This window comes from Escherichia sp. E4742, from assembly GCF_005843885.1.
Lineage (GTDB): Bacteria > Pseudomonadota > Gammaproteobacteria > Enterobacterales > Enterobacteriaceae > Escherichia.
Genome location: NZ_CP040443.1, coordinates 3,371,738 through 3,395,994, shown reverse-complemented (window position 1 = coordinate 3,395,994; position 24,257 = coordinate 3,371,738). Strand labels below are relative to the sequence as shown.

Sequence of the window (24,257 nt, the reverse complement as noted above, 5' to 3'; positions counted from 1 at the left end):
ATGACAGCATTATGACAACTGTTGGAGGGCTTAACTTTTTACTGACGAGGATGCCTCAATAACTTCTTTACGTAATCGCGCAGCAGCTCCGTATCGTCATCAGGAATGCTGGCATCGGGCTTTACCGAGTATAGAGCCCCTTCAACCTGATCAATCAACCGCTGTTGGTCATTTTGCGCCATATTGCGAAGCATCGCAGTAACGATAATCTCTAGTGCTTCGACCTGCGCGCACAATTCTTTCGATTCCTCTTCCTTTTGGGCAAGCTTAAATAGCAACTCAGCAATGAGATTTTTCATATCTGTATTTCCTTATCCAAAGTATGGAGAAGTTAACATTATGTTTCACAACTGCATAGAGTCTTGATGTAGTATTTTTATGACAGAGGAAATAGTTTTAGCAAATATTTTTTTCACCTTTATCAGCGAAACGTTTCTCTATTTTTAAATAATTCCACACATAGAATATAGGTATGTAATTATTAATGTTTTTTATAATAAAAAGTTATGGAATATATCCTCTTGGTTAACTTATTATTACGTATAATAACCATCCGGGCAGCAATTCAGACCAGGAATAAATTAGTTTCCCGTTCATCATTTTTGTGATTTTGCGCACATAATTTAGTCAGCGATGAATCTTACCCCGCAAGCTGCACGGTTTATCAGCAGAAGATTGCAACAAACTGTCAGAAGGCCGCGAATCCCCCGTTTTGTCGTGGTAATGTATGCTCTTTGTGTTCTACGGGATAGGTTTTTAAGATGGAAAAACTGCGGGTAGGAATCGTTTTTGGTGGAAAGTCAGCAGAACATGAAGTGTCTCTGCAATCGGCAAAAAACATTGTCGATGCCATTGATAAAAGTCGCTTTGACGTTGTGCTGCTGGGCATTGATAAACAAGGGCAATGGCACGTCAGCGATGCCAGCAATTATTTGCTGAACGCAGACGATCCTGCCCATATTGCGCTGCGCCCTTCAGCCACCAGTCTCGCGCAGGTGCCGGGTAAACATGAACAGCAACTTATTGATGCGCAGAACGGCCAGCCGTTGCCGACGGTGGATGTCATTTTCCCAATTGTCCACGGTACGTTGGGTGAAGATGGTTCCTTGCAGGGAATGCTGCGGGTCGCCAATCTACCGTTTGTCGGTTCCGATGTTCTGGCTTCTGCTGCATGCATGGATAAAGACGTCACCAAACGTCTGCTGCGTGACGCTGGATTGAACATCGCGCCATTTATTACCCTGACGCGCGCCAATCGCCGCAAAATCAGCTTCGCCGAAGTGAAGTCTAAACTTGGGTTGCCGCTGTTTGTAAAACCAGCTAATCAGGGTTCCTCTGTTGGCGTCAGCAAAGTGACCAGCGAAGAGCAGTATGCCCTTGCTGTCGATCTGGCGTTCGAATTCGATCACAAGGTGATCGTTGAGCAAGGGATCAAAGGTCGTGAGATCGAATGTGCGGTTCTGGGTAATGACAATCCGCAAGCCAGTACCTGTGGCGAGATCGTACTGACCAACGATTTCTACGCCTACGACACCAAGTACATTGACGAAGATGGCGCGAAAGTGGTGGTTCCTGCGGACATCGCGCCGGAAATCAACGATAAAATTCGGGCGATTGCCGTTCAGGCTTACCAGGCGTTGGGATGTGCTGGCATGGCGCGTGTAGACGTCTTTTTAACGCCGGAAAACGAGGTGGTGATCAACGAGATCAACACGCTGCCAGGCTTTACCAACATCAGTATGTATCCGAAGCTGTGGCAAGCCAGTGGCCTGGGCTACACCGACCTGATCACGCGTTTGATTGAGCTGGCGCTGGAGCGTCACGCAGCGGATAACGCACTGAAAACCACCATGTAATTTTTGGATGCCCAATAACTTTTTTGTTGGGCATTTCAGGCTGATGGCAAACGTAAGATTGCCTGATGCGCTTCGCTTACCAGACCTACCAGATGATTGCAATATACTGATATTGCACGATTTTGTAGGCAGGATAAGGCTTTCACGCCGCATCCGGCATAAACAACGAGCACTTTGCCAGCACTCCAGAACGCCCTATCCTCTGTTATTGGGCGTTTTCAGTATCGTCATCGCGACGACGAATAATCAGCCCCGCCAGCCAGAAACTAATCACCCATGTCACCAAACCAACGGCATAGGTCTGCCAACCTTTTGCTTCAAACCCCAGTAAACCCACCACGCCATTAAGAATGAATATAAGACCAATGGCGAACGCATAGTAATGCCAGTCGCGGCGGATTTTTACAGGCAGATTCATGGCAACTCCGTTAACGAAAAACAACATCCTTGCATATTCTGCAACATCCGTCTGTGGTGTAGACAGCATTTCCAGAACCGTTAAGAAATTTAACTTAAGGTTGCAATTTTGTGACTCATGACGAAGATTCTCGCTTCGGGAATATTCCCAACATCAATTTACCATGATTCTGATATTGACAATCCCAATGACCTGTCAGACTTGCCATAAGCCGCTGGTATCACACCAGAAGAGAAGCAGATGACTTCCGGAGGTTTTTATGGCTGATTTCACCCTGTCAAAATCGCTGTTTAGCGGAAAATATCGCGATGCCTCTTCAACGCCTGGCAACATTGCCTATGCATTGTTTGTGCTGTTTTGCTTTTGGGCTGGGGCTCAATTACTGAATTTGTTGGTGCATGCGCCAGGTGTCTATGAGCGTTTAATGCAGGTCCAGGAGACAGGCCGCCCACGGGTGGAAATTGGTCTGGGAGTCGGCACCATTTTCGGGCTGATCCCGTTTTTGGTTGGCTGCTTCATCTTTGCGGTGGTTGCGGTGTGGCTGCACTGGCGACATCGCCGCCAGTAAGATTTATTTTGCCAGATGCGACGTAAACATCTGGCCTACGATTACCTATTGGTCACGGCTTCATACAGCGCGCTCGTCTTTCATCGACGCGCTTCGCAAACCATGCGGTGGTAAGGTTACGGGTGATTTTCGGGCTTTCCAGTTGAATGCCAGGCAACATTTCACGCGGTAGCGATTTACCCGTTTTCGCTTCGGCGAGTTGATAAACCTTCTTATACAGCGCCGTCTCTTCAAAAGAGAAACTATCCCCTTTCTCTAGCTGACGACGAATTTCGCTGTCGCTCATTCCCAGTTTGCCCGCCAGCTTACGCGTCGCCAGTTCTGTTTTACCCGGCTCTTTACTGTCATAACGAATCAAATCACCATCCAGCGCCAACTTCACGCCGCTGGCTTTGCTGACCGCATTCTGAAACGCGGCATTACGACTGGCATACCAACCGGCATTAAAATCGGCGAAACGGAAAATCGGCGCGCTATAGCTGGCAGGATAATTGAGTAAATGGTAAGTACCGAACCATAATCCGCCGCGACGACTGAAGACCTCCTGACGTACCGTACCGTCCATTTTCCACGGATACCCCCTGGTATGCTGTTCGGCAAAAGCAATGCTGACCTGCATCGGTCCACCGGTGCGCACCGGGTTAAGCGAACCAAACAGCGTCTGCCCCATCGGCACCATGCTGATCAGATCGTCGAAAATTGCACTCAGCTGCTTTTCCGTGCGCACGGAGTCTAACCGTTCACTGTAGCTTTTGCCGTTTGGCGATTTGATTTTTAGCGCGGTATGAACCAGAAAAGCCGGAATGTGCATCCGTTCGGCACGGCGGTCAATCTCTTGCCAGGCGATTTTACTTAATCCTGGAACGACCGGATCCGCCTGATAATTTGACTCCTGCTGCGCCACCGCCAGCACCGAGCAGACATTTTCCAGTGTCGGTGCCAGCCCCTGACTTTCAAAAGTGGTGGCAAGATCTTTCGCCCAGGCATCGCGGTCTTTTACGCTGGCGGGTAACTTCTGCCGCACCACGCTTGCCACATCTATCGCTTTTTCGCCCTTTTTCAACGGCTGCGGCGCCTGACTGCTACACCCCGCTAAAACCAGAACCGCCAACAATGAAAGCGAAGACAGATGATTGACTCGCGACATTACCTCTCCTTTTTAACTCAATGTATGGGTTACTTCCTGAATTTTGTCATTATCCAGTTCATGTTCAAAGCTGCGCAGACGTTTGTAGATCGACATCAACTCGACCAGCGTGGTCCATGAGTTAATCAGATACTGGAAAGCGCCGCGAACCTGACCAAAAACGTTGGTTATTTGGGTCATCAGGCCGAGCGTAATCGTACCGGCAACAATCGACGGAAACAGCAAGAACAAACCGAAAACGTTATCGACCTGCAGGTAGAGAATGCGGGCGATGTTGAAATACATATAGTGAAAATAGAGGCGGAAATAGTTCTTCCGTACCGCGCTGAATAACTCGCGCACCGTTGGCGGTGTCGCACGCGTGGCGTCGTCTTCACCATAGACCAGCTCTTTACGGTAAGCTGCCTCTACTCGCTGGTTTTTAAACTCAAGTCCCGGCAGTTTGATCCCCACAACCGCCAGTAATCCGGTCCCCATCAGCGACCAGATAATCGCGGCAATCACCAAACCATACGGAATGTGCCCCACAATCGGCAACTCTGGCACGTGTGCGGAGAGCGTCACCAACACCGGCAAGAAGGCGATCAGCGTCATGATGGCGTTAATAAAGCTGACGCCCATATTCTCAAGCGTTGAAGCAAAACGCATGGTGTCTTCCTGCACACGCTGCGCGGCCCCTTCGATATGGCGCAGTTGCTGCCAGTTCGCCATGTAGTATTCGTTCATCGCCGTACGCCAGCGAAACACGTAGTGACTGACAAAGAAATTGTTCAACACACTGATAACCACCGCGATCAGCGCTATCCCCAGAAAGACGCCCACCTCGCGATAAAACTGTTCGATGGTCACTTTATGCGGCGAACTGAGCGCGGTTTGAATCAGGTCATAAAACGGTGCATACCAGGCGTTGACTGCAACCCCAACTTCCACCAGAAACCAGGTCACGAAGATAATTAGCGCAGTGCCGAGTATTGACCAGTATTGCCAACGATGTGGGCTGTAGATAAACCAGAACAGCGCGAAAAGTCCTACGCAAACAATGTAATAAGCGTAAAAAACCAGGAAGTCTAACGACCAGAAACGGGCAGCGCTAATCGGTATCTGCCCAGAAGCGCCGGTGATGCGGGCAACCCAGTCACCGCCTCCCGCTTGCCAGAAGATTACGGCAATCAATGCCCAAACAAAGGCCGAGAGAAAAAAGGCTCCCGGTTTTGGGAAAAAAGACTTAAACATATGCTCTCCTGCTAGCTTCTTATCGTTTTAGCAACTGCTGTGTATTAACCGCATGGCCGCTTCAAAGAGTCAGCCAAATGAAACCGCCCATTGTGACCAACCGTGGGGCGCTTAGTTCGTCCTCCTGACTGGAAGAATTGTTTCGACGGATTTCACAAACAAAGGATTGTTTACATAAGCGTATTAACACGTACAGGATCACAAATGCAGACATTGGTGAGCAGGAAAAAGATCGTGTTTACGCGCCGTTACGTTTTTAACACTATTATTGCACTAATTTGCGCTTTGCAATCCATCAACGAGTAGTATAAATACGCTCAGTTACCTTCATTTAATTTATGGACACCACCGTTGAAACGTAGTCTGCTTTTTTCTGCCGTGCTGTGTGCGGCGTCATTGACCTCTGTCCACGCGGCGCAACCTATCGCCGAACCTGAATTCGCCTCTGATATTGTTGATCGCTATGCCGATCATATTTTTTACGGCAGCGGTGCCACCGGGATGGCGCTGGTCGTTATCGACGGTAATCAGCGTGTCTTTCGCAGTTATGGCGAAACTCGCCCAGGTAATAACGTTCGCCCGCAGTTGGATTCGGTAGTACGTATTGCTTCGCTCACCAAGTTGATGACCAGTGAGATGCTGGTGAAATTGCTGGACCAGGGGACAGTGAAGTTAAACGATCCACTGAGTAAATATGCCCCGCCAGGCGCACGCGTGCCAACTTACAATGGAGCCCCCATCACGTTGGTGAATCTGGCAACCCATACCAGCGCCCTGCCCCGTGAACAGCCCGGTGGTGCAGCAAATCGTCCGGTATTTGTCTGGCCGACGCGAGAGCAACGCTGGAAATATCTTTCTACGGCTAAGCTAAAAGCCGCGCCTGGCAGCCAGGCCGCGTACTCCAACCTTGCGTTCGACCTGCTGGCGGATGCGCTGGCGAATGCATCCGGCAAGCCTTATACCCAGTTGTTTGAAGAGCAAATTACCCGTCCGCTGGGGATGAAAGACACCACCTACACACCATCACCGGACCAGTGCCGCCGTTTGATGGTTGCCGAGCGCGGTGCCAGTCCGTGTAACAATACGCTGGCGGCCATTGGCAGCGGCGGCGTTTATTCCACACCTGGTGATATGATGCGCTGGATGCAGCAATATTTGTCTTCTGATTTTTATCAGCGTAGTAACCAGGCGGATCGCATGCAGACGCTGATTTATCAGCGTGCACAGTTTACGAAAGTGATTGGCATGGATGTACCAGGCAGAGCGGATGCACTCGGTTTAGGCTGGGTGTATATGGCACCGAAGGATGGACGTCCGGGTATTATTCAGAAGACCGGTGGTGGCGGTGGTTTCATTACCTATATGGCGATGATCCCGCAAAAAAATATCGGTGCGTTTGTGGTCGTAACCCGCTCACCATTAACACGGTTTAAAAATATGAGCGATGGCATCAATGATTTGGTGACCGAACTTAGCGGGAATAAACCGATGGTCATTCCCGCTTCCTGATTAATACTCTGAAGGCAAACGGTTGATAGCGATCAGTTTGCCTTTATTCATTTCGATATAGCCGCCCTTGCGTAAAGCCGCAAGAACTTCTGCCACGACGGAACGTGATATGCGTGTACGTTGATGGATATAATTCATTACACCAATGCGTGATCGCAATTCATCATTCCAATCAATCATTGATAATAACGTCGCGCGGATTTGCTCGTAGGAATTATGCCCAATGAGTTGAACGTCGCGTAATTCCAGGATTTTATTTTGCCAGGCTAACCAGTAAAAAGCGTCGCGCCAGAGTTGATTTTGTTCAATAAGAGTAATGGTTTGTTTGGCTGGTAGATGATATCCCGTACAGTTTCCTTCTGATATTAATTTGTATGGTATATCATTTTTCATTAAACCATCAGTCAGTCCCATAATATAAGGAGCTTGCGTAATACCGATAAGTACATTTTCTTCTCTACGGAGAGAGATAACACCTTCTAAAATAACGAATGTGTCTTCGCTGTTTACATCACTTGAAAATATAACTTGTTTTTCATTATTAAACTCGAAGCGCGTGCCGTATCTGGACAAACATTTATCGAGCTTACCAAATTCCTGAAGAGGTTTAACTACAGATAACATTTGCGCGTCCTTTGCAGTAATGCCCGTCAAATCCTTGACGGGCATTATTTAGATTAAATTACCTATTTCTTCGGAGTGAAGAATATTACCAGGTATATTTAACACCCACATTCGCGGACCAATCTTGATCTACGTCACCACCACCGAGGTAGTTAGCATCGGTATAGGCGCTGAAGTTCTTGGTGAAGCTGAACTGAGTACCCAGACCAACACGTACCGCAGACCCTTCAGTACCGTTATCGATGGAATCGCCGTTCACATCGTTATCGTTGTTAGAGTCGTCGTAGACGTAAGCCAGTTTGAAGTACGGAGTCAGAGCCTGGTCTTCGCTGTAAGTGAAGGTATAACCTGCATCTACACCCAGTTCATAACGCATGCTGTCGTAAGACTGACCGTCAACTTTCATGTCGTTGCTCAGCTGGTAGTCATCACCAGACTGGAACAGACCAGAAATGCTGCCGTAAGGAGTTACGTAACCTGCATCACCCAGTTTGAAGTCGTAACCGGCTTTCAAACCGAAGCCCCATGCGTCGGAGTTGGTGCTACCGTCAACGTAAGTACCGTTGCTCATGGTTGCAGACAGATCGTTGTTGAAGTGAGAGTAGCTCAAGCTACCATCAACAAAGATGTTGTTCGCGAAGCGAGCAGAAGAGTAGATGTAGGCAGACTGGCTGTCTTGATCCACCTGACCAGAACGGTCATTCATGTCGCCTTTACCGAAGCCTGCAGCTGCACCGACGATCCACTTAGCGTTGTTACCATCAATTTTGGTATCAACACCGACCATGATGCCGTTAACATCCTGATCGTAGTCAATGGTACCGTTGTTGCCGTTGAAGTTACCACCGAAGTAGCTTACCCATGCGCCGCCGTTATCAGCCAGACCATGACGAGAGTTGGTCAAACGAGTACCAACGGTGTCTTGTTCCAGGTTCCAGATATTGGTGTTTGCAGACGGGATGCTCAGCGCCATGTTAGCGTAGTCAGTCAACTCGGTCTGATGCAGAACAACGGTGTTACCTTCCTGACGAGCTTCGTAGGTGTATGCACCCAGGTCAGCTTTGTTAGCAGCAGAGAAGGTCGCGTTGCTGTTTTTGTCGTTAACGTAGATCAGCTCGTTGCCGTTGTAGTCAGCGATAGAACCAGCACCAGTAGCGTTGTCGATACGAACTTTGTAGTTACCGGTTGCAGCTGCAACATGGTCACCATTGTTATCAACTTCGTTCTGACCAGCTTCGATAGAAGCAGTGTTGTCGTTATCGCCGTTACCGTTAATGGTCAGGTGACCATCAGAGTTCATTGCGATTAAGCCATAACCATAGTTTGACTTGGTAGTGTCGTTGGTACGGTCGTTGGTCAAGTCTGCATCAAGTACAAAGCGATTGCTTTCGATGTTAAACACACCAGCGTGAATGTTACCACTCGTATCAGTGGTGCTGGTCAGGTTCAGAGTATCAACCTGAAGAGCATTCGCTGCTGTGTTACCTACATCCAGAATACCGTCGTTAGTCACTTTGATGTTGTTGGCATACAGAGCAGCATCACCTACAGCCCAACCAGCAGAAACTTCATCAGAAATGGTTACGGTACTGTTGTCGATAGTCAGTGAATCAGTTGCAACATGACCATCTTCGTTGATGTTCAGCGCAGAAAGACCTGTCAGAGAGATAGAGTCAGAAATCAGCGTTGAATCAGCAACATTAACAGTTGAACCACTGTTGATGCTCAGAGTATCAATCAGAGAAGTTTTGGTGGTATCCCATTGTGAACCGGTATTCAGAGTCACATTGAACAGACCGCTCTGGTAAACTTCGTTACCGATGATGTGATCAAATTCGCTGTATTCAGAGTCGCTGTTTTCTACACCAACAGTTGATAAAGGCCACAGGCTGTTAGCTGCGATGTCGATCAGAGTTGCAGTGGCATCGGAACCCATCGCATAAGCATCGTAAATGCCATCCAGCGGACTGTCTTTATCGATCTTACCATCGAGGGTATCGTTATCAGCATAACCATCGTCATTAAGATCTGTCCCAATATCTGAACCCAGATCAACCTGATGCGCAGACATTGCTGCACCAACCCACTTGCTGCCATTGTTCAGGGTCAGATCCAGGCGATCAGTACCATCCCAACCGTTAGTATCTACATCACCGTCAGCATCACGGTAGCTATCACGACCATGTGGGAAGAAGTTCTCATCAAAGTTGCTTGAGAAGAAAACATCACCCATCAGTGTGGAGTTATCGAATGTTGCAGTAGTCTGCATTGCGTTATCAGCATCAGGATGTGCAATAACGGCTAATGCGATATCGTCAGCATTCCAGCCATCACCGTTGTAATCACTGGCATTGCTGGTATTACCAAACCAACCAGTAGTACCTTCATCAGTCCATGAACCAGAGGTCACGGTAGAATCTTTAACAGTGATGGTGTTATTAAACACTTCGCTGCTATTTACACCGGTGCTGACAGTGTTGTCGTCGATATCTTCCCACTCATAACCCTGAGTCAGCGTAATACCTGCTACGTGAGAGTTATTAGAGATGGACAGATCAACTTCCTGATCCAGAGTGATGGCAGTACCGATGTTAAATACATTTACAACATGAGTATCAGCGGCATTATTGTAGGTGCCGTTATATGTATAGTGTTCGTAGTTGTCGTCGATCGTTGAGTTATCAACGGTCAGCGCCAGACGGTCATGGTAGTAATCATCCGCACGATCAGCACAATCAGTTGTCATGCACTCGGAATAAATCATACCGTGAATAGTGCTGTTTTTGATTGTCAGACTATTGGCGTTGGTATTGGTAGAAATACCGTCGTCCAGATAGTAAGTAGAAATCACGCCATTAACGGTAGCGTTATTAATGACCGGGTAAATGTCGCCGTTGTAGAAGCTATCAGCGGCATAGTTGTTCCAGCCTGCATAACCATCATAGTAAACGTCATCAGCATAAGTGGCGTCGTTGTAGTGATGGAACGTATTGTAAGTTTGACCAGAAATATCGTTGGTCGCTGCATTAGCCTGAGAGGTGATAGCCAGAGTGCAAGCCAATGCTAATTGTGATACTACAAGTTTCTTTTTCCAGGAGTGCATTTGTCATCCCTCCTCAGGGACGTAATAAGTTGATCCATCAATTATCAATGCATAGAAAACATATTATGTTTCGCGTTTACGATTATGCGGCGTGACAGATGAATGGTTCAATTATTCTTTCCCCTAAGTCCGAATGTGGACATATATAAATAACGTGTAAACACAGATCACAAAAATAGACAAAAACCAGGCATTTCAATCTGTTAATGACAGCATTGATTTCAAAATCATATACCCTACAAATATTACACCAGCAAATTAGACAAATAATGTATCGATAAACAATGAACTTTGAACCATTCTATTTTTAACAACTCACCCCTCCCCAAAAAAACAATAATTCGGAGCAATTAATAAAAATTAAAAATATTTTCAGTGAATATGAAAATATTGCTATTTCTATTAAAAAGATGTCCAGGCCGGTCTTTCATTCTCTTCTTATCAACATCGCGACAACTTTCGTAAAACACTCCTGCCCCGCTTCAGGTATACTGTGCACCTTAATTCCACAAACATCAGGCAGACCATGACAGACTTAATCCAACGCCCTCGTCGCCTGCGCAAATCTCCTGCGCTGCGCGCTATGTTTGAAGAGACAACACTTAGCCTTAACGACCTGGTGTTGCCGATCTTTGTTGAAGAAGAAATTGACGACTACAAAGCCGTTGAAGCCATGCCGGGCGTAATGCGCATTCCAGAGAAACATCTGGCGCGTGAAATCGAACGCATCGCCAACGCCGGTATTCGTTCGGTGATGACTTTCGGCATCTCTCACCATACCGATGAAACGGGCAGCGATGCCTGGCGGGAGGATGGTCTGGTGGCGCGTATGTCGCGCATCTGCAAGCAGACCGTGCCTGAAATGATCGTTATGTCAGACACCTGTTTCTGTGAATACACTTCTCACGGACACTGCGGCGTGTTGTGCGATCACGGCGTCGACAACGACGCAACTCTGGTGAATTTAGGCAAACAAGCAGTGGTTGCAGCTGCTGCCGGTGCTGACTTCATCGCCCCTTCTGCTGCAATGGACGGTCAGGTGCAGGCGATTCGCCAGGCGCTGGACGCTGCGGGCTTTACCGACACCGCGATCATGTCGTATTCGACCAAATTCGCCTCTTCCTTTTATGGACCGTTCCGTGAAGCTGCCGGAAGCGCATTAAAAGGCGATCGCAAAAGCTATCAGATGAACCCAATGAACCGTCGTGAGGCGATTCGTGAGTCACTGCTGGATGAAGCCCAGGGCGCAGACTGCCTGATGGTTAAACCTGCTGGAGCGTACCTCGACATCGTGCGTGAGCTGCGTGAACGTACTGAATTGCCGATTGGCGCGTATCAGGTGAGCGGTGAGTACGCGATGATTAAATTCGCCGCGCTGGCAGGTGCTATAGATGAAGAGAAAGTGGTGCTCGAAAGCTTAGGTTCGATTAAGCGTGCGGGTGCGGATCTGATTTTCAGCTACTTTGCGCTGGATCTGGCTGAGAAGAAGATTCTGCGTTAATGATCATTATGCCGGGTTATCCCAACCCGGCATTTCCCCTTTACCCCGCCCGATAAAACGGTTTATCCCCGAGAATCGTCGCGCGATGCATAATCCGCCGCTGTGGCAAATAATCGGCATTCGCATAATGCTGAGTCACGCGGTTATCCCAAATCGCAATATCATTCGGTTGCCAGCGCCAGCGCACCTGAAACTCCGGTTTGGTGATATGGGCGAATAAAAAGCCTAACAAGGCTTCACTCTCTTTCTCGCTGACATCAACAATTCGCGTGGTAAATCCTTCATTAACAAACAGTGCCTGTTTGCCGCTCACCGGATGAGTACGCACCACTGGATGTAACAACGGCGGATTCTTCGCGGCCGCCTCGCGCCAACGTTGATGTTCTTCTTCGGTATTGCGGTACTTGTATTCCGGGAAAGATTTACGGAAATCATGCTCCGCACGCAGCCCGCTCAAAAGCTGGCGGAAAGGAACAGAAAGCGCCTCATAGGCCGCAATACCGCTGGTCCAGAGCGTATCGCCACCGGTCGATGGCAACTCTTTCGCTGCGAGAATCGCCCCTGCAGGCGGCGTCTCAATAAATGTCACATCGGTGTGCCAGTTGTCGTTATCCGGTGGATTATCGTTATGGGTGTCCAGTACGATGATCTCGTCAACCCCTTCGGCATGAGGATAAACAGGATGAATATGCAGTTCGCCAAAACGCTGGGCCAGCGCACGTTGCTGCTGTGGCGTTATCGCCTGTTCACGCAAAAAAACCACCTGATGACGCAGCACCGCATGGTAAAGCTGTTCAAACTGATTATCGCTTAACGGGCGCGTCAGGTCGGCACCCGAAATTTGTGCGCCAATATACGGCCCCAGCGGGGTAATGCTCAGACGTTCACTCATTGTACTTCTCCATGCCAGGGCGTCAGACGGCGTTGTAACGCACGCAGACCCAGTTCTAAAAGAAAGGCGATAATCGCAATCACCGCGATCCCCGCCAGCACCACGTCAGTCGCGAGAAATTCACCTGCTGACTGGACCATAAAACCTAAGCCTCGCGTTGCGGCAATCAGCTCCGCCGCCACCAACGTAGACCAGCCAACTCCCAGACCAATACGTAATCCGGTAAGAATTTCCGGCAGCGCGCCAGGCAGAATGACAAACCACAGTACCTGCATGCGGCTGGCGCCCAGCGACTGCGCGGCACGAACGCGAACCTGCTGCACGCTTTTCACCCCCGCCAGCGCCGACATCGCCACCGGTGCAAAAATCGCTAAATAGATCAGTAAGATCTTCGACGTTTCGCCAATACCAAACCAGATCACCATCAGCGGCAAATAGGCCAGCGGCGGCACCGGACGATAAAGCTCGATTACCGGATCCAGAATGCCGCGTACCGTAGGGCTAAGTCCCATCGCGATCCCGACCGGAATACCGATCAACACCGCTGCAAATAGCGCCAGCATAATGCGCGTCAGGCTGGCTGCCAGATGCTGCCACAGCGTGGCGTCCATAAAGCCTTGCGATCCGGCAATGGTGAACAGTTTTTCCAGTACCTGTTGCGGCGGCGGCAAAAACAGCGGGCTAATCAGTTGCAGCGTCGCCACCGTCCACCATATGGTGAGTAAAACCGCTAACGTACCAACGCTTAAGGTCACTTGCCGCGAGAGCGGCCAGCACCATTTCAACCGACTCGAATGCAGTTTTTCGTTAATGAGCACACTCATGAGAACGCCTCCCGTTGCTCAAATACGCGGCTTAAAACATATTCGCGAATGGCAATAAACTGTGGATCGGACTTGATGCTGCGACTCGATTCTCCCGCAACAAAGCGGCGAGCGAAGTCGAGCGGAAGACGCTCCAGCACACGCCCTGGCCCTGGCGAAAGCAGAACCAGCTCGGTCGCCATAAACACCGCTTCCTCTATATCGTGAGTAATCAACAGCACCTGCTTGCCCGTCTCCTGCCAGAGTTTCAGCAACAAGGTTTGCATCTGGTCGCGGGTAAAGGCGTCCAACGCGCCAAACGGCTCGTCGAGTAATAACAGTTGGGGATTTGCCGCCAGCGCGCGGGCAATCCCCACTCGCTGACGCTGGCCTCCAGAAAGCTGCCAGATGAAGCATTTTTCTGCGCCTTCCAGACCCACTTTTTTCAGCATCTGGAGAGCAATTTCCAGACGCTGCATTTTCTCCATCCCCGCCAGTTGCAGACCAAACGCCACGTTGTCCTGCACATTGCGCCACGGCAGCAATCCTTCATTATGAAAAACCACGCCGCGTTCTGCTCCCGGTCCCTGAATGTGTTTGCCCGCCAGTTGAATGCTGCCGTGCTGATAAGGCACAAAACCAGCAATTAAATTCAGCAACGTGGTTTTGCCGCAGCCGGACGGCCCCAGCACCACCAACAGTTCGCCGCTTTCCAGCGTCAGGTTAATATCTTCCAGCGCCGGTTTGCCGCCATAATCGGCATATAGATGAGAGATTTGCAGCATCTGCGCCTCCTTTTATTGCACGAAGCGAGAGGTAACGTACTGGCTGTAATCATTCGCCACGGCGGGGACTTTGCCCTGATCTTTCAAAAACTGGGCAGTGTCGATGATCGCTTTGTTCACCGGTCCGGTCAGTTCTGCCGTTTGCTGCTGCGGCGTCAGATAGGTGTTTCCCTTCACCAGCCCCGGCACATCGCCTTCCGGCACGCCGCTTAAGCGCGCCAGTTTGCTGATGTTTTCCGGCTGTTTCAGCCACGCGTCTGGGTTAGCAATGTACGGTTGCTGGGCATTGATGGCGCTTTTAGCGAACGCTTTCACCACCTCAGGATGTTTCTCCGCAAAATCTTTCCGCACTACCCAGACATCCAGCGTCGGTGCGCCCCACAGCCCGACCTGTTCAGAATCGGTCAGCACCTTGCCGTCTTTTTCCAGGGCGTTAACCGCCGGTGCCCAGACATAAGCACCATCAATATCTCCCCGTTGCCAGGCGGCGATAATCGCGGGAGGCTGCAGGTTCACTATCTCCACTTGCCCAGGTTTAATGCCCCAGTGTTTCAACGCTGCCAGCAGGCTGTAGTGCGTGGTGGAGATAAACGGCACAGCGATGCGCTTACCAATGAGATCTTCGGGTTTGCTGATGTTTTTCTTAACTACCAGCGCCTCGGAGTTACCCAGTTTCGACGCCAGCAAGAAGACTTCAATCGGCACCTGCTGGCTGGCAGCGACCGCTAACGGGCTGGAACCGAGATTACCGATTTGCACGTCGCCAGAAGCCAGCGCCCGAACGATGCTGGCTCCGCTGTCAAACTTGCGCCAGTCCACGGTCGCCCCGCTCTCTTTGGCAAAGGTGTTATCAGCCTGTGCGACTTTCGCCGGTTCGGCGGAGGTTTGATAGGCCACGGTGACGTTCACCGCTTGCGCCTGAAAAGCGATGAATGCCAGTGCGGCAAGAAGTGTGTTACGCGATGAAATAGCCATGATTGTCTGCTCCCCTGTCTTGTTATGGGAGCAGTATTCGCGGATAAAGACATTTGATAAAAGAATTAGTCGTTATGGGCAATATGTTTTTATTCTTAGCAAAAAAACGGCAACAGATAGATGAGTTATGCATTTGCCAACCGTTTCCCTGCAAAGTAATGCCGCATTTCTTTTTATATGTGAATAAAAACTCAAACAACAATACTTTATTCCCCCCCACCCAACCAAACAAACAAACCAATAATAAACATATATATTATTCTAATTTTATATAACAGACTTTATTTACCCTACAAATTCATTCATAAAACGAATATGAATAATAATGGTTCATAGAAGATATTTTTTAAATGCAATTAATTGACAAACTAAATCACATCTAAATACAATATATAAAAAATATAACCACACTCACAAAAAACACAAACACTTAACATATGATGCACACAAATCAAACTTATACCGTTTACGACCCGCCTGGCATTAATTGATCTGTTCTCAGGATTATTTTTTTACCGCGTGCCATTTTTAACATCTGAGTATGTTGCAGAGGCTTGCCGCTCTGCATTCGTCGCGCTTTCAGCATAATAATTACAATGGAGTGTCATGAATTGGATAAAGTTTTAAATTCTGCGTTGAATTTTTCAGCAGAAAAGAGGAAAGGTATCCTTGCGATTGGTGCACATCCTGACGATATTGAATTAGGTTGTGGCGCATCGCTTGCTCGTCTTGCGCAGAAGGGAATTTATATCACAGCCGTTGTCATGACTGCTGGCGATTCGGGTATCAGCGAAGTCATCGATCGTCACGAAGAATCTCGCGAAGCATTAAAGATGTTGGGGTGTCAGCAAACTATTCATCTTAATTTTTCAGACACCCGCACACATCTGCAACTCAATGATATGATTTCCTCCCTGGAAGATATTATTAAAAATCAAATTCCCGCTGATGTAGAAATCATACGGGTATATACCATGCATGATGCTGACCGCCATCAGGATCATCTGGCAGTTTATCAGGCATCAATGGTTGCCTGCCGTACTATTCCACAAATTCTCGGCTATGAAACTCCAAGCACCTGGCTTTCATTTATGCCCCAGGTTTTTGAATCCGTAAAAGAAGAATATTTTACCGTAAAACTGGCTGCATTAAAAAAACATAAAAGCCAGGAGCGACGTGATTATATGCGTCATGAACGCCTCCGTGCTGTTGCACAATTCCGCGGACAACAGGTCAATAGCGATCTGGGTGAAGGCTTTGTTATTCATAAAATGATTCTTTGAGTAGAGTAAATGAAAACCTGGATCTTTATATTTATGGCCGTAGCAATATTGCTATGGTTTTTGAGTACGTTAAGACGTAAGCCCAGCCAAAAGAAAGGCTGTATTGACGCGATTATTCCTGCCTATAACGAAGGCCCCTGTCTGGCACAATCACTGGATAATCTGCTGCGCAATCCTTATTTTTGCAGGGTAATTTGTGTTAACGACGGCTCCACGGATAATACCGAAGCGGTAATGGCGGAAGTCAAACGTAAATGGGGCGACCGCTTTGTTGCTGTTACGCAAAAAAATACTGGTAAAGGCGGAGCTCTGATGAACGGCCTCAACTACGCCACCTGCGACCAGGTTTTTTTAAGCGATGCTGACACCTATGTTCCGCCCGATAAAGACGGAATGGGTTATATGCTGGCGGAAATTGAGCGCGGCGCTGACGCCGTCGGCGGCATTCCTTCCACAGCGTTAAAAGGCGCAGGTTTGCTGCCTCATATTCGCGCTACGGTAAAACTGCCGATGATCGTTATGAAACGCACGCTACAACAGCTTTTGGGCGGTGCGCCCTTTATTATCAGCGGTGCCTGCGGGATGTTCCGTACTGATGTATTGCGTAAATTCGGTTTTTCGGACCGTACCAAAGTCGAAGATCTGGATCTCACCTGGACGCTGGTCGCCAATGGTTATCGCATTCGTCAGGCAAATCGCTGCATTGTATACCCTCAGGAATGCAATAACCCGCGTGAGGAGTGGCGTCGCTGGCGGCGCTGGATTGTGGGTTACGCGGTCTGTATGCGTCTGCATAAAAGGCTTTTATTTAGCCGTTTCGGCATCTTCAGTATTTTCCCTATGCTGTTGGTCGTGCTCTATGGCGTTGGGATTTATCTCACCACCTGGTTTAATGAATTAATCACCACCGGGCCACATGGCGTGGTGCTGGCCATGTTTCCGCTTATCTGGGTCGGCGTAGTTTGTATTATTGGTGCTTTTAGCGCCTGGTTTCATCGTTGCTGGTTGTTGGTGCCTTTAGCACCACTTTCCGTTGTGTATGTATTATTAGCTTATGCCATCTGGATTATTTATGGACTTATTGCCTTTGTTACTGGACGCGAACCTCAGCGCGACAAACCTACCCGTTATTCCGCACTGGTGGAAACGCCAACCACTTATTCCCAACCATCTGTCACAGGAACTGAAAAGTTATCTGAAGCTTAATGTCAAAGAGAAAAATATTCAGATTGCTGACCAGGTAATTATTGATGAAAGTGCTGGTGAAGTTATTATCGGTGCCAATACCCGTATTTGTCACGGTGCGGTTATTCAAGGACCGGTCGTGATTGGCGCAAACTGCCTGATAGGTAATTATGCTTTTATTCGCCCCGGTACGGTAATCAGCAATGGTGTAAAAATTGGTTTTGCCACTGAAATCAAAAATGCAGTTATTGAAACGGAAGCGATGATTGGCCCGCAATGTTTTATTGCCGATTCCGTTGTTGCAAGCCAGGCATATTTGGGCGCACAAGTGCGTACCAGTAACCATCGACTGGATGAACAGCCAGTATCTGTTCGCACCCCAGAGGGTATTATCGCTACCGGCTGCGATAAATTAGGTTGTTATATTGGTCAGCGTTCACGTCTTGGCGTACAGGTTATTATTTTACCAGGGCGAATTATTGCTCCGAACACGCAACTTGGCCCGCGCGTTATTGTAGAACGTAATTTACCTACCGGAAATTATTCACTCCGGCAAGAACTTATCCGTACAGGAGATTAAAATGATAAAACGGACGTTATTAGCGGCGGCAATATTTAGTACATTGCCCGCTTATGCCGGGTTAACTTCTATTACCGCAGGCTACGATTTTACCGATTATTCTGGCGATCATGGCAACCGTAATTTAGCGTATGCTGAACTGGTGGCAAAAGTTAAAAACGCAACGCTGCTTTTTAATCTTTCCCAGGGGCGCCGTGATTATGAGACTGAACGTTTCAATGCCACACGCGGTCAGGGCGCTGTCTGGTACAAATGGAATAACTGGCTGACAACCCGCACGGGTATTGCCTTTGCCGATAATACTCCGGTTTTTGCTCGCCAGGATTTTCGTCAGGATATTAACCTGGCCCTGCTGCCAAAAACGGTGTTCACGACCGGTTATCGCTACACCAAATATTACGATGACGTTGACGTTAATGCCTGGCAAGGTGGCGTTTCGCTTTATACCGGCCCGGTGATCACCAGCTATCGCTATACCCATTATGACTCAAGCGATGCGGGCGGCAGTTACAGCAATATGATTTCCCTGCGCCTGAACGATACGCGCGGCGGTGGTTATACCCAGCTTTGGCTAACTCGCGGGACCGGAGCTTATACTTATGACTGGTCGCCAGAGACACGACACGGCAGTATGAAGAGCGTCAGTTTACAGCGTATTCAGCCTTTAACAGAGCAACTTAATCTCGGGCTGACGGCAGGTAAAGTGTGGTACGACACCCCAACCGATGATTATAACGGCCTGCAACTCGCAGCCCATCTGACCTGGAAATTTTGATTCCTTCCGCCGCCCGCCATCCAGGGCGGCCTTCCCTGCCGATTAGCGCCCAAACACTTTCCTTTTCTTTTTCCGCCCACATTCGCCGGATAAATTTTATTCCCCAGCGTTATATACTATAGGGGGGTATGCATTGACACATAGCATACCCCCCTATAGTATATAACGTGCAGATGATGAGGTGCGAAATGCCCAGTACTCCGGAAGAGAAGAAAAAGGTGCTTACTCGAGTTCGTCGTATTCGGGGGCAGATAGATGCTCTGGAACGGTCGCTGGAGGGTGATGCCGAATGCCGTGCCATACTCCAACAGATAGCCGCCGTTCGGGGCGCGGCTAACGGGCTAATGGCAGAAGTGCTTGAAAGCCATATCCGGGAAACGTTTGACCGAAATGACTGCTACAGCCGCGAAGTCAGCCAATCCGTTGACGACACTATTGAACTGGTTCGTGCCTATCTTAAATAGCTGAATCTATTACCATATTGAGGAAGAGCGAAAGATGAAATCACGTGCTGCCGTTGCATTTGCTCCCGGTAAACCGCTGGAAATCGTTGAAATTGACGTTGCACCACCGAAAAAAGGTGAAGTGCTGATTAAAGTCACCCATACCGGCGTTTGCCATACCGACGCATTTACCCTCTCTGGCGATGACCCGGAAGGTGTATTCCCGGTGGTTCTCGGTCACGAAGGAGCTGGTGTTGTGGTTGAAGTCGGTGAAGGCGTGACCAGCGTGAAACCTGGTGACCATGTGATCCCGCTTTACACCGCTGAGTGTGGCGAGTGTGAGTTCTGTCGTTCCGGCAAAACTAACCTTTGTGTCGCGGTTCGCGAAACCCAGGGCAAAGGCCTGATGCCAGACGGCACCACCCGTTTTTCTTACAACGGGCAACCGCTTTATCACTACATGGGCTGTTCGACATTCAGTGAATATACCGTGGTCGCAGAAGTATCTCTGGCCAAAATTAATCCAGAAGCAAACCATGAACACGTCTGCCTGCTGGGCTGTGGCGTAACCACCGGTATTGGCGCGGTGCATAACACCGCTAAAGTCCAGCCAGGTGATTCTGTTGCGGTGTTTGGTCTTGGCGCTATTGGTCTGGCAGTGGTTCAGGGCGCACGTCAGGCGAAAGCGGGACGGATTATCGCTATCGACACTAACCCGAAGAAATTCGATCTGGCGCGTCGATTCGGTGCCACCGACTGCATTAACCCGAATGACTACGACAAACCGATTAAAGATGTCCTGCTGGATATCAACAAATGGGGTATCGACCATACCTTCGAGTGCATCGGTAACGTCAATGTGATGCGTGCGGCGCTGGAAAGTGCGCACCGCGGCTGGGGTCAGTCGGTAATCATCGGGGTAGCAGGTTCCGGTCAGGAAATTTCAACGCGCCCATTCCAGTTGGTCACCGGTCGTGTATGGAAAGGTTCTGCGTTTGGTGGCGTGAAAGGTCGTTCCCAGTTACCGGGTATGGTTGAAGATGCGATGAAAGGTGATATCGACCTGGAACCGTTTGTGACGCATACCATGAGCCTGGATGAAATTAATGACGCCTTTGATCTGATGCATGAAGGCAAATCCATTCGAACCGTAATTCGTTACTAATTTCCCGCAGGTTTTGCCCCGTCCACTTCAGACGAGGTTCTTAATACCGTCCCCGGGCAGCCGTCCGGGGAATTAACCATGAGATAATGGCTGATGGAACTCATTGAAAAGCATGCCAGCTTTGGCGGCTGGCAAAATGTGTATCGGCATTATTCCCAATCACTGAATTGTGAAATGAATGTCGGCGTCTATCTCCCGCCAAAAGCCGCGAGTGAAAAATTGCCGATGCTGTACTGGCTTTCGGGCCTGACCTGCAACGAGCAGAATTTCATTACCAAATCGGGAATGCAGCGTTACGCGGCTGAACACAACATTATTGTTGTTGCGCCGGACACCAGTCCGCGAGGCAGTCATGTCGCAGATGCCGACCGTTACGATCTCGGGCAAGGTGCCGGGTTTTATCTGAACGCGACGCAAGCGCCGTGGAGTGAACATTACAAAATGTATGACTATATCCACAGTGAGCTGCCGGATTTAGTGATGCAACATTTTCCGGCAACGGCCAGAAAGTCAATCGCAGGTCATTCTATGGGCGGGCTGGGTGCGCTGGTACTGGCGCTGCGTAACCCAGATGAATATGTCAGCGTCTCGGCGTTTTCACCCATTGTTTCCCCTTCGCAAGTACCGTGGGGCCAGCAAGCCTTTGCCGCGTATCTTGGTGAAAATAAAGAAACCTGGTTGGATTACGATCCGGTGAGTCTTATTTCACAAGGCCAACGCGTTGCGGAAATAATGGTTGATCAGGGGTTGAGTGATGATTTTTACGCGGAACAGCTGCGGACTCCAAATCTTGAAAAGATCTGTCAGGAGATGAATATCAAGGCGTTAATCCGTTATCACGAAGGTTACGACCACAGCTATTATTTTGTCTCCAGTTTTATTGGCGAGCATATTGCCTACCACGCCAATAAACTGAATATGCGTTGAGCATTTGCGCACGACTGCCGGATGCGGCATGAACGTCTTATCCGGCCCACATTTCGCTCGTAAATCGTAGGCCTGATAAGACGCGAAAAGCGTCGCATCAGGCATCTGCGCACGGCTGCCGGATGCGGCGTGAACGCCTTATCCGGCCTACACTTCGCCCATAAACCGTAGGCCTGATAAGACGCGAAAAGCGTCGCATCAGGCATTTGCGCACGACTGCCGGATGCGGCGTAAACGCCTTATCCGGCCTACACTTCGCCCGTAAACCGTAGGCCTGATAAGACGCGAAAAGCGTCGCATCAGGCATCTGCGCACGGCTGCCGGATGCGGCATGAACGTCTTATCCGGCCCACATTTCGCTCGTAAACCGTAGGCCTGATAAGACGCACATAGCGTCGCATCAGGCATTTGCGCACGGCTTATCTATGTTTACCACATCAAATCATCAGGCACTTTGAAGTCGGCATACGGATCATCTTCATTCTGCTCTTCGGCGCTGAGTGCACTATGCAACACAATACTGCTGGCATCACGCTGAGCAATTTTATCGGCAACGCTGGCGGGAATAATGGCGTATTCACCTTCGCTATTGTTATCGACCAACAAGCGAGCAATCGCCAGACGACCATTAATCAACTGCGTTTGCGTGAGCTTATCAACAAAAATCTTCTTAATCAGATTACCATCGGTAAAGTTAAAACCAATATCGCCATTGGCAATGGTGATTCGGTTCATTTCAATAAGCTGCTTCACCTGGGCTTTATATTCTTTCGCCAACGCCGCTTGTTTTTGTTGCTCGCTAAGCTGTTTATCACGCTCAAGCTGTGCCTTTTTATTTTCTTCTACCGCCGCCCGAGCTTCACGCGCCTGAACGCGCGATTTTTTCGCCGTTCTCTCAACCTTCGCCGCTTTTTTGCTGGTGACTAATCCTGCTTTGAGCAACTGCTCTTGTAAGGTAAGTTTTGCCATCTTTGTTTCCAAACCCGCTGAATAATTTTTAGCGAGTATACCTGTAAACGCCGTAGGTGTATTGAGGGCAAGTCCCTTTCGCCCCTGCTTAATAAGGCGCGTCAGGCGTCGGCGCACGGCTGCATTCGTGATCTCCGGCTCATCAAAATAAATACCGCCAACCCAGCAACAAGAATACCCGGCGCAGAAGCTGCCATTACGCCGACCGTGCCAGTGCCTAATGCCAGCATTTTCCCGGCCAGCAACGGGCCGCTCATAGCCCCCAGACGCCCTACCGCCACGGCTGTTCCCACACCTGTTGCGCGGATCTGCGAGCTGTAAAACAACGGTGCCAATGCATATAAAACGCTTTGCCCACCTGTCGCAAACAACCCCGCGACAAATCCCGCCAGCAACATACCGTTAAATGACGACACTGTTCCCAGCGCCAGCAGCGAAGCTAACATGCCGCTATAAATCAGTAGCGACATGGTTACTGGACGCAGCTTATCCATCAATGCACCCAACATTAACGTCCCGCTTGCCGCCCCCATTTGCAGTGCAAACATCACCCCAGCCGCCTGTGATGGCTGGAATCCTTGCTCCACCAAAAGCAGCGGCAGCCAGTTGATCAACATGTAGACCACCAGCAGAGTGAAGAAATAACACAACCACAGCAACAACGTCGCGGTGGCCGTTTCTGGCGCAAATAACGCACGCAGTGGTGGCGCGGCCTGTTTTTCGCCAGCGAAAACCGCCGACTCCGGCAGCCAGCGCATTAATAGCGGCACCAGAATCAACGGCACCACACCACCTACCCAAAACACCGTTTGCCAGGCTAAGTTTGCCCCCGCGAAACCCAGCGTCGCCGCCAGCGCCGCGCCAATAGGGACACCGCAATACATCAGGCTCACCGCCGTCCCACGAAAACGAGGACCCGCGGCTTCAGACGTCAGGGCGATAAGATTCGGCAACGCCGCCCCCAGCCCGACACCGGTCATCAGCCGCGTAAAGACCAGCGATGGAAAATCCCAGGCAATCGCCGTTGCCAGCGAGAACAAACCAAACAGCGCAACTGAGCTAATCAAAATACGCTTACGACCATAACGGTCCGCCAGCATTCCGCCAACCAGCGCGCCGGGTAGCAAACCGAGTATTCCGGCGCTGAATATCCAGCCCATTTGCATTTTATCGAGTGCGAAAGCCTGTGCGATGCCACCCGCCGCAATGCCAGCCGCCTGAAGATCCAGTCCTTCCATCAGAGCGACCAAAAAACAAAGCCCGATGGTCAGCATCAGGCGGGATGAAGATGATAAAGAGGTACGAGTCGACATAAGATGAACCTCGTTGTGAGTACAGGTGAATCGCGACTGATACATTGCCAGCCGCGTAATCAGAACTATTTAATGACTGCCTCCAGGCGAAATGTAGGCCGGATAGGTGTTCACGCCGCATCCGGCAGGCGTGCACAGATGCCTGATGCGACGCTGACGCGTCTTATCATGCCTACGGCCTGCGGGCGAAATGTAGGCCGGAT

General features: G+C 49.5%; 23 protein-coding genes and 1 pseudogene. 11 read left to right on the top strand and 13 right to left on the bottom strand.

The window, feature by feature from the left end; all coding sequences use genetic code 11:
• Window positions 1–38: 38 nt before the first annotated feature.
• Window positions 39–299, bottom strand: coding sequence for an anti-adapter protein IraP (gene iraP, locus FEM44_RS16450; protein ID WP_064527081.1), 261 nt, complete (start codon window positions 297–299; stop codon window positions 39–41).
• 462 nt (window positions 300–761) lie between these two features.
• On the opposite strand from iraP, the gene ddlA reads away from it, so the two are divergent.
• Window positions 762–1,856 carry a D-alanine--D-alanine ligase gene (gene ddlA, locus FEM44_RS16445; RefSeq protein ID WP_135523170.1) on the top strand — a complete coding sequence of 365 codons (1,095 nt, stop codon included), beginning with the start codon at window positions 762–764 and terminating at the stop codon, window positions 1,854–1,856.
• A 205-nt stretch (window positions 1,857–2,061) separates the two neighbouring features.
• Here the strand turns inward: ddlA and FEM44_RS16440 are convergent, their stop codons facing one another.
• Window positions 2,062–2,274, bottom strand: coding sequence for a DUF2754 domain-containing protein (locus tag FEM44_RS16440; protein ID WP_130237775.1), 213 nt, complete (start codon window positions 2,272–2,274; stop codon window positions 2,062–2,064).
• A 259-nt stretch (window positions 2,275–2,533) separates the two neighbouring features.
• Between FEM44_RS16440 and FEM44_RS16435 the strand changes: the two genes are divergently transcribed.
• Entirely contained in the window at window positions 2,534–2,842 is a 309-nt protein-coding gene (locus FEM44_RS16435; RefSeq protein WP_064527077.1) for a YaiY family protein, read from the top strand.
• A 52-nt stretch (window positions 2,843–2,894) separates the two neighbouring features.
• Here the strand turns inward: FEM44_RS16435 and yaiW are convergent, their stop codons facing one another.
• Complete coding sequence (gene yaiW, locus FEM44_RS16430) at window positions 2,895–3,989, bottom strand: surface-exposed outer membrane lipoprotein YaiW (RefSeq protein ID WP_130215392.1); 1,095 nt, start codon at window positions 3,987–3,989, stop codon at window positions 2,895–2,897.
• 12 nt (window positions 3,990–4,001) lie between these two features.
• Window positions 4,002–5,222, bottom strand: coding sequence for a peptide antibiotic transporter SbmA (gene sbmA, locus FEM44_RS16425; protein ID WP_130223271.1), 1,221 nt, complete (start codon window positions 5,220–5,222; stop codon window positions 4,002–4,004).
• A gap of 351 nt (window positions 5,223–5,573) precedes the next feature.
• Between sbmA and ampH the strand changes: the two genes are divergently transcribed.
• Window positions 5,574–6,731, top strand: a complete 1,158-nt coding sequence (ampH, locus tag FEM44_RS16420) for a D-alanyl-D-alanine-carboxypeptidase/endopeptidase AmpH (protein ID WP_130215388.1) — start codon at window positions 5,574–5,576, stop codon at window positions 6,729–6,731.
• Here the strand turns inward: ampH and iprA are convergent, their stop codons facing one another.
• Both iprA and ehaB read right to left on the bottom strand, forming a co-directional pair.
• Window positions 6,732–7,355, bottom strand: coding sequence for a hydrogen peroxide resistance inhibitor IprA (gene iprA, locus FEM44_RS16415; protein ID WP_135523171.1), 624 nt, complete (start codon window positions 7,353–7,355; stop codon window positions 6,732–6,734). It lies immediately after the preceding gene.
• Between the two features lie 85 nt (window positions 7,356–7,440).
• Window positions 7,441–10,458, bottom strand: a complete 3,018-nt coding sequence (ehaB, locus tag FEM44_RS16410; RefSeq protein ID WP_135523172.1) for an autotransporter adhesin EhaB — start codon at window positions 10,456–10,458, stop codon at window positions 7,441–7,443.
• Between the two features lie 526 nt (window positions 10,459–10,984).
• On the opposite strand from ehaB, the gene hemB reads away from it, so the two are divergent.
• Complete coding sequence (gene hemB / locus FEM44_RS16405) at window positions 10,985–11,959, top strand: porphobilinogen synthase (protein WP_130206167.1); 975 nt, start codon at window positions 10,985–10,987, stop codon at window positions 11,957–11,959.
• Window positions 11,960–11,999: 40 nt separating this feature from the next.
• Here hemB and tauD read toward each other — a convergent pair whose 3' ends face one another.
• From tauD to tauA, 4 genes are read right to left on the bottom strand one after another with little or no spacing between them, the layout of a single operon-like run.
• Entirely contained in the window at window positions 12,000–12,851 is an 852-nt protein-coding gene (gene tauD / locus FEM44_RS16400) for a taurine dioxygenase (RefSeq protein WP_135523173.1), read from the bottom strand.
• Complete coding sequence (gene tauC / locus FEM44_RS16395; protein WP_135523174.1) at window positions 12,848–13,675, bottom strand: taurine ABC transporter permease TauC; 828 nt, start codon at window positions 13,673–13,675, stop codon at window positions 12,848–12,850. The genes tauD and tauC overlap by 4 nt, the downstream gene beginning before the upstream one ends.
• Entirely contained in the window at window positions 13,672–14,439 is a 768-nt protein-coding gene (tauB, locus tag FEM44_RS16390; protein WP_135523175.1) for a taurine ABC transporter ATP-binding subunit, read from the bottom strand. The genes tauC and tauB overlap by 4 nt, the downstream gene beginning before the upstream one ends.
• A 12-nt stretch (window positions 14,440–14,451) precedes the next feature.
• The gene (gene tauA / locus FEM44_RS16385) at window positions 14,452–15,414 is read right to left on the bottom strand and encodes a taurine ABC transporter substrate-binding protein (RefSeq protein ID WP_135523176.1); all 963 of its coding nucleotides are present in this window, start codon (window positions 15,412–15,414) and stop codon (window positions 14,452–14,454) included.
• Between the two features lie 596 nt (window positions 15,415–16,010).
• Between tauA and FEM44_RS26055 the strand changes: the two are divergent.
• Window positions 16,011–16,436, top strand: a pseudogene (locus FEM44_RS26055) (PIG-L deacetylase family protein); the annotation flags it as partial.
• Window positions 16,437–16,562: 126 nt separating this feature from the next.
• Here FEM44_RS26055 and FEM44_RS26050 read toward each other — a convergent pair.
• A complete protein-coding gene (locus tag FEM44_RS26050) occupies window positions 16,563–16,682 on the bottom strand; it encodes a hypothetical protein (RefSeq protein WP_441316618.1) in 120 nt (39 codons plus the stop codon).
• 24 nt (window positions 16,683–16,706) lie between these two features.
• Between FEM44_RS26050 and FEM44_RS16375 the strand changes: the two genes are divergently transcribed.
• The 6 genes from FEM44_RS16375 to fghA all read left to right on the top strand — a co-directional run bounded on the left by FEM44_RS16375 (window position 16,707) and on the right by fghA (window position 21,772).
• Window positions 16,707–17,903 (top strand): glycosyltransferase, encoded by a 1,197-nt coding sequence (locus tag FEM44_RS16375; protein WP_135523179.1) that lies wholly within the window; start codon window positions 16,707–16,709, stop codon window positions 17,901–17,903.
• A complete protein-coding gene (locus tag FEM44_RS16370) occupies window positions 17,869–18,462 on the top strand; it encodes an acetyltransferase (protein ID WP_240726877.1) in 594 nt (197 codons plus the stop codon). Before FEM44_RS16375 ends, FEM44_RS16370 begins: the two co-directional genes overlap by 35 nt.
• A gap of 1 nt (window position 18,463) precedes the next feature.
• Window positions 18,464–19,237, top strand: coding sequence for a YaiO family outer membrane beta-barrel protein (locus FEM44_RS16365; protein WP_135523180.1), 774 nt, complete (start codon window positions 18,464–18,466; stop codon window positions 19,235–19,237).
• A 188-nt stretch (window positions 19,238–19,425) separates the two neighbouring features.
• Complete coding sequence (gene frmR / locus FEM44_RS16360; RefSeq protein ID WP_001141271.1) at window positions 19,426–19,701, top strand: formaldehyde-responsive transcriptional repressor FrmR; 276 nt, start codon at window positions 19,426–19,428, stop codon at window positions 19,699–19,701.
• A gap of 34 nt (window positions 19,702–19,735) precedes the next feature.
• Window positions 19,736–20,845 carry an S-(hydroxymethyl)glutathione dehydrogenase gene (gene frmA / locus FEM44_RS16355; protein ID WP_000842102.1) on the top strand — a complete coding sequence of 370 codons (1,110 nt, stop codon included), beginning with the start codon at window positions 19,736–19,738 and terminating at the stop codon, window positions 20,843–20,845.
• 93 nt (window positions 20,846–20,938) lie between these two features.
• On the top strand, window positions 20,939–21,772 hold the full coding sequence (fghA, locus tag FEM44_RS16350; protein ID WP_135523181.1) for an S-formylglutathione hydrolase: 834 nt from the start codon (window positions 20,939–20,941) through the stop codon (window positions 21,770–21,772).
• Between the two features lie 429 nt (window positions 21,773–22,201).
• Here the strand turns inward: fghA and FEM44_RS16345 are convergent, their stop codons facing one another.
• The gene (locus FEM44_RS16345; protein ID WP_001096711.1) at window positions 22,202–22,741 is read right to left on the bottom strand and encodes a DUF2058 domain-containing protein; all 540 of its coding nucleotides are present in this window, start codon (window positions 22,739–22,741) and stop codon (window positions 22,202–22,204) included.
• Window positions 22,742–22,842: 101 nt separating this feature from the next.
• The gene (mhpT, locus tag FEM44_RS16340; RefSeq protein WP_135523182.1) at window positions 22,843–24,054 is read right to left on the bottom strand and encodes a 3-(3-hydroxy-phenyl)propionate transporter MhpT; all 1,212 of its coding nucleotides are present in this window, start codon (window positions 24,052–24,054) and stop codon (window positions 22,843–22,845) included.
• Window positions 24,055–24,257 lie beyond the last annotated feature (203 nt).

What these genes read in the sequence shown, in the direction of transcription:
- iraP (WP_064527081.1), bottom strand. Translation starts at nt 299, where the DNA reads ATGAAAAATCTCATTGCTGAGTTGCTATTTAAGCTTGCCCAAAAGGAA.
- ddlA (WP_135523170.1), top strand. Translation starts at nt 762, where the DNA reads ATGGAAAAACTGCGGGTAGGAATCGTTTTTGGTGGAAAGTCAGCAGAA.
- FEM44_RS16440 (WP_130237775.1), bottom strand. Translation starts at nt 2,274, where the DNA reads ATGAATCTGCCTGTAAAAATCCGCCGCGACTGGCATTACTATGCGTTC.
- FEM44_RS16435 (WP_064527077.1), top strand. Translation starts at nt 2,534, where the DNA reads ATGGCTGATTTCACCCTGTCAAAATCGCTGTTTAGCGGAAAATATCGC.
- yaiW (WP_130215392.1), bottom strand. Translation starts at nt 3,989, where the DNA reads ATGTCGCGAGTCAATCATCTGTCTTCGCTTTCATTGTTGGCGGTTCTG.
- sbmA (WP_130223271.1), bottom strand. Translation starts at nt 5,222, where the DNA reads ATGTTTAAGTCTTTTTTCCCAAAACCGGGAGCCTTTTTTCTCTCGGCC.
- iprA (WP_135523171.1), bottom strand. Translation starts at nt 7,355, where the DNA reads ATGTTATCTGTAGTTAAACCTCTTCAGGAATTTGGTAAGCTCGATAAA.
- ehaB (WP_135523172.1), bottom strand. Translation starts at nt 10,458, where the DNA reads ATGCACTCCTGGAAAAAGAAACTTGTAGTATCACAATTAGCATTGGCT.
- hemB (WP_130206167.1), top strand. Translation starts at nt 10,985, where the DNA reads ATGACAGACTTAATCCAACGCCCTCGTCGCCTGCGCAAATCTCCTGCG.
- tauD (WP_135523173.1), bottom strand. Translation starts at nt 12,851, where the DNA reads ATGAGTGAACGTCTGAGCATTACCCCGCTGGGGCCGTATATTGGCGCA.
- tauC (WP_135523174.1), bottom strand. Translation starts at nt 13,675, where the DNA reads ATGAGTGTGCTCATTAACGAAAAACTGCATTCGAGTCGGTTGAAATGG.
- tauB (WP_135523175.1), bottom strand. Translation starts at nt 14,439, where the DNA reads ATGCTGCAAATCTCTCATCTATATGCCGATTATGGCGGCAAACCGGCG.
- tauA (WP_135523176.1), bottom strand. Translation starts at nt 15,414, where the DNA reads ATGGCTATTTCATCGCGTAACACACTTCTTGCCGCACTGGCATTCATC.
- FEM44_RS26050 (WP_441316618.1), bottom strand. Translation starts at nt 16,682, where the DNA reads ATGAATAACAAAGCCTTCACCCAGATCGCTATTGACCTGTTGTCCGCG.
- FEM44_RS16375 (WP_135523179.1), top strand. Translation starts at nt 16,707, where the DNA reads ATGAAAACCTGGATCTTTATATTTATGGCCGTAGCAATATTGCTATGG.
- FEM44_RS16365 (WP_135523180.1), top strand. Translation starts at nt 18,464, where the DNA reads ATGATAAAACGGACGTTATTAGCGGCGGCAATATTTAGTACATTGCCC.
- frmR (WP_001141271.1), top strand. Translation starts at nt 19,426, where the DNA reads ATGCCCAGTACTCCGGAAGAGAAGAAAAAGGTGCTTACTCGAGTTCGT.
- frmA (WP_000842102.1), top strand. Translation starts at nt 19,736, where the DNA reads ATGAAATCACGTGCTGCCGTTGCATTTGCTCCCGGTAAACCGCTGGAA.
- fghA (WP_135523181.1), top strand. Translation starts at nt 20,939, where the DNA reads ATGGAACTCATTGAAAAGCATGCCAGCTTTGGCGGCTGGCAAAATGTG.
- FEM44_RS16345 (WP_001096711.1), bottom strand. Translation starts at nt 22,741, where the DNA reads ATGGCAAAACTTACCTTACAAGAGCAGTTGCTCAAAGCAGGATTAGTC.
- mhpT (WP_135523182.1), bottom strand. Translation starts at nt 24,054, where the DNA reads ATGTCGACTCGTACCTCTTTATCATCTTCATCCCGCCTGATGCTGACC.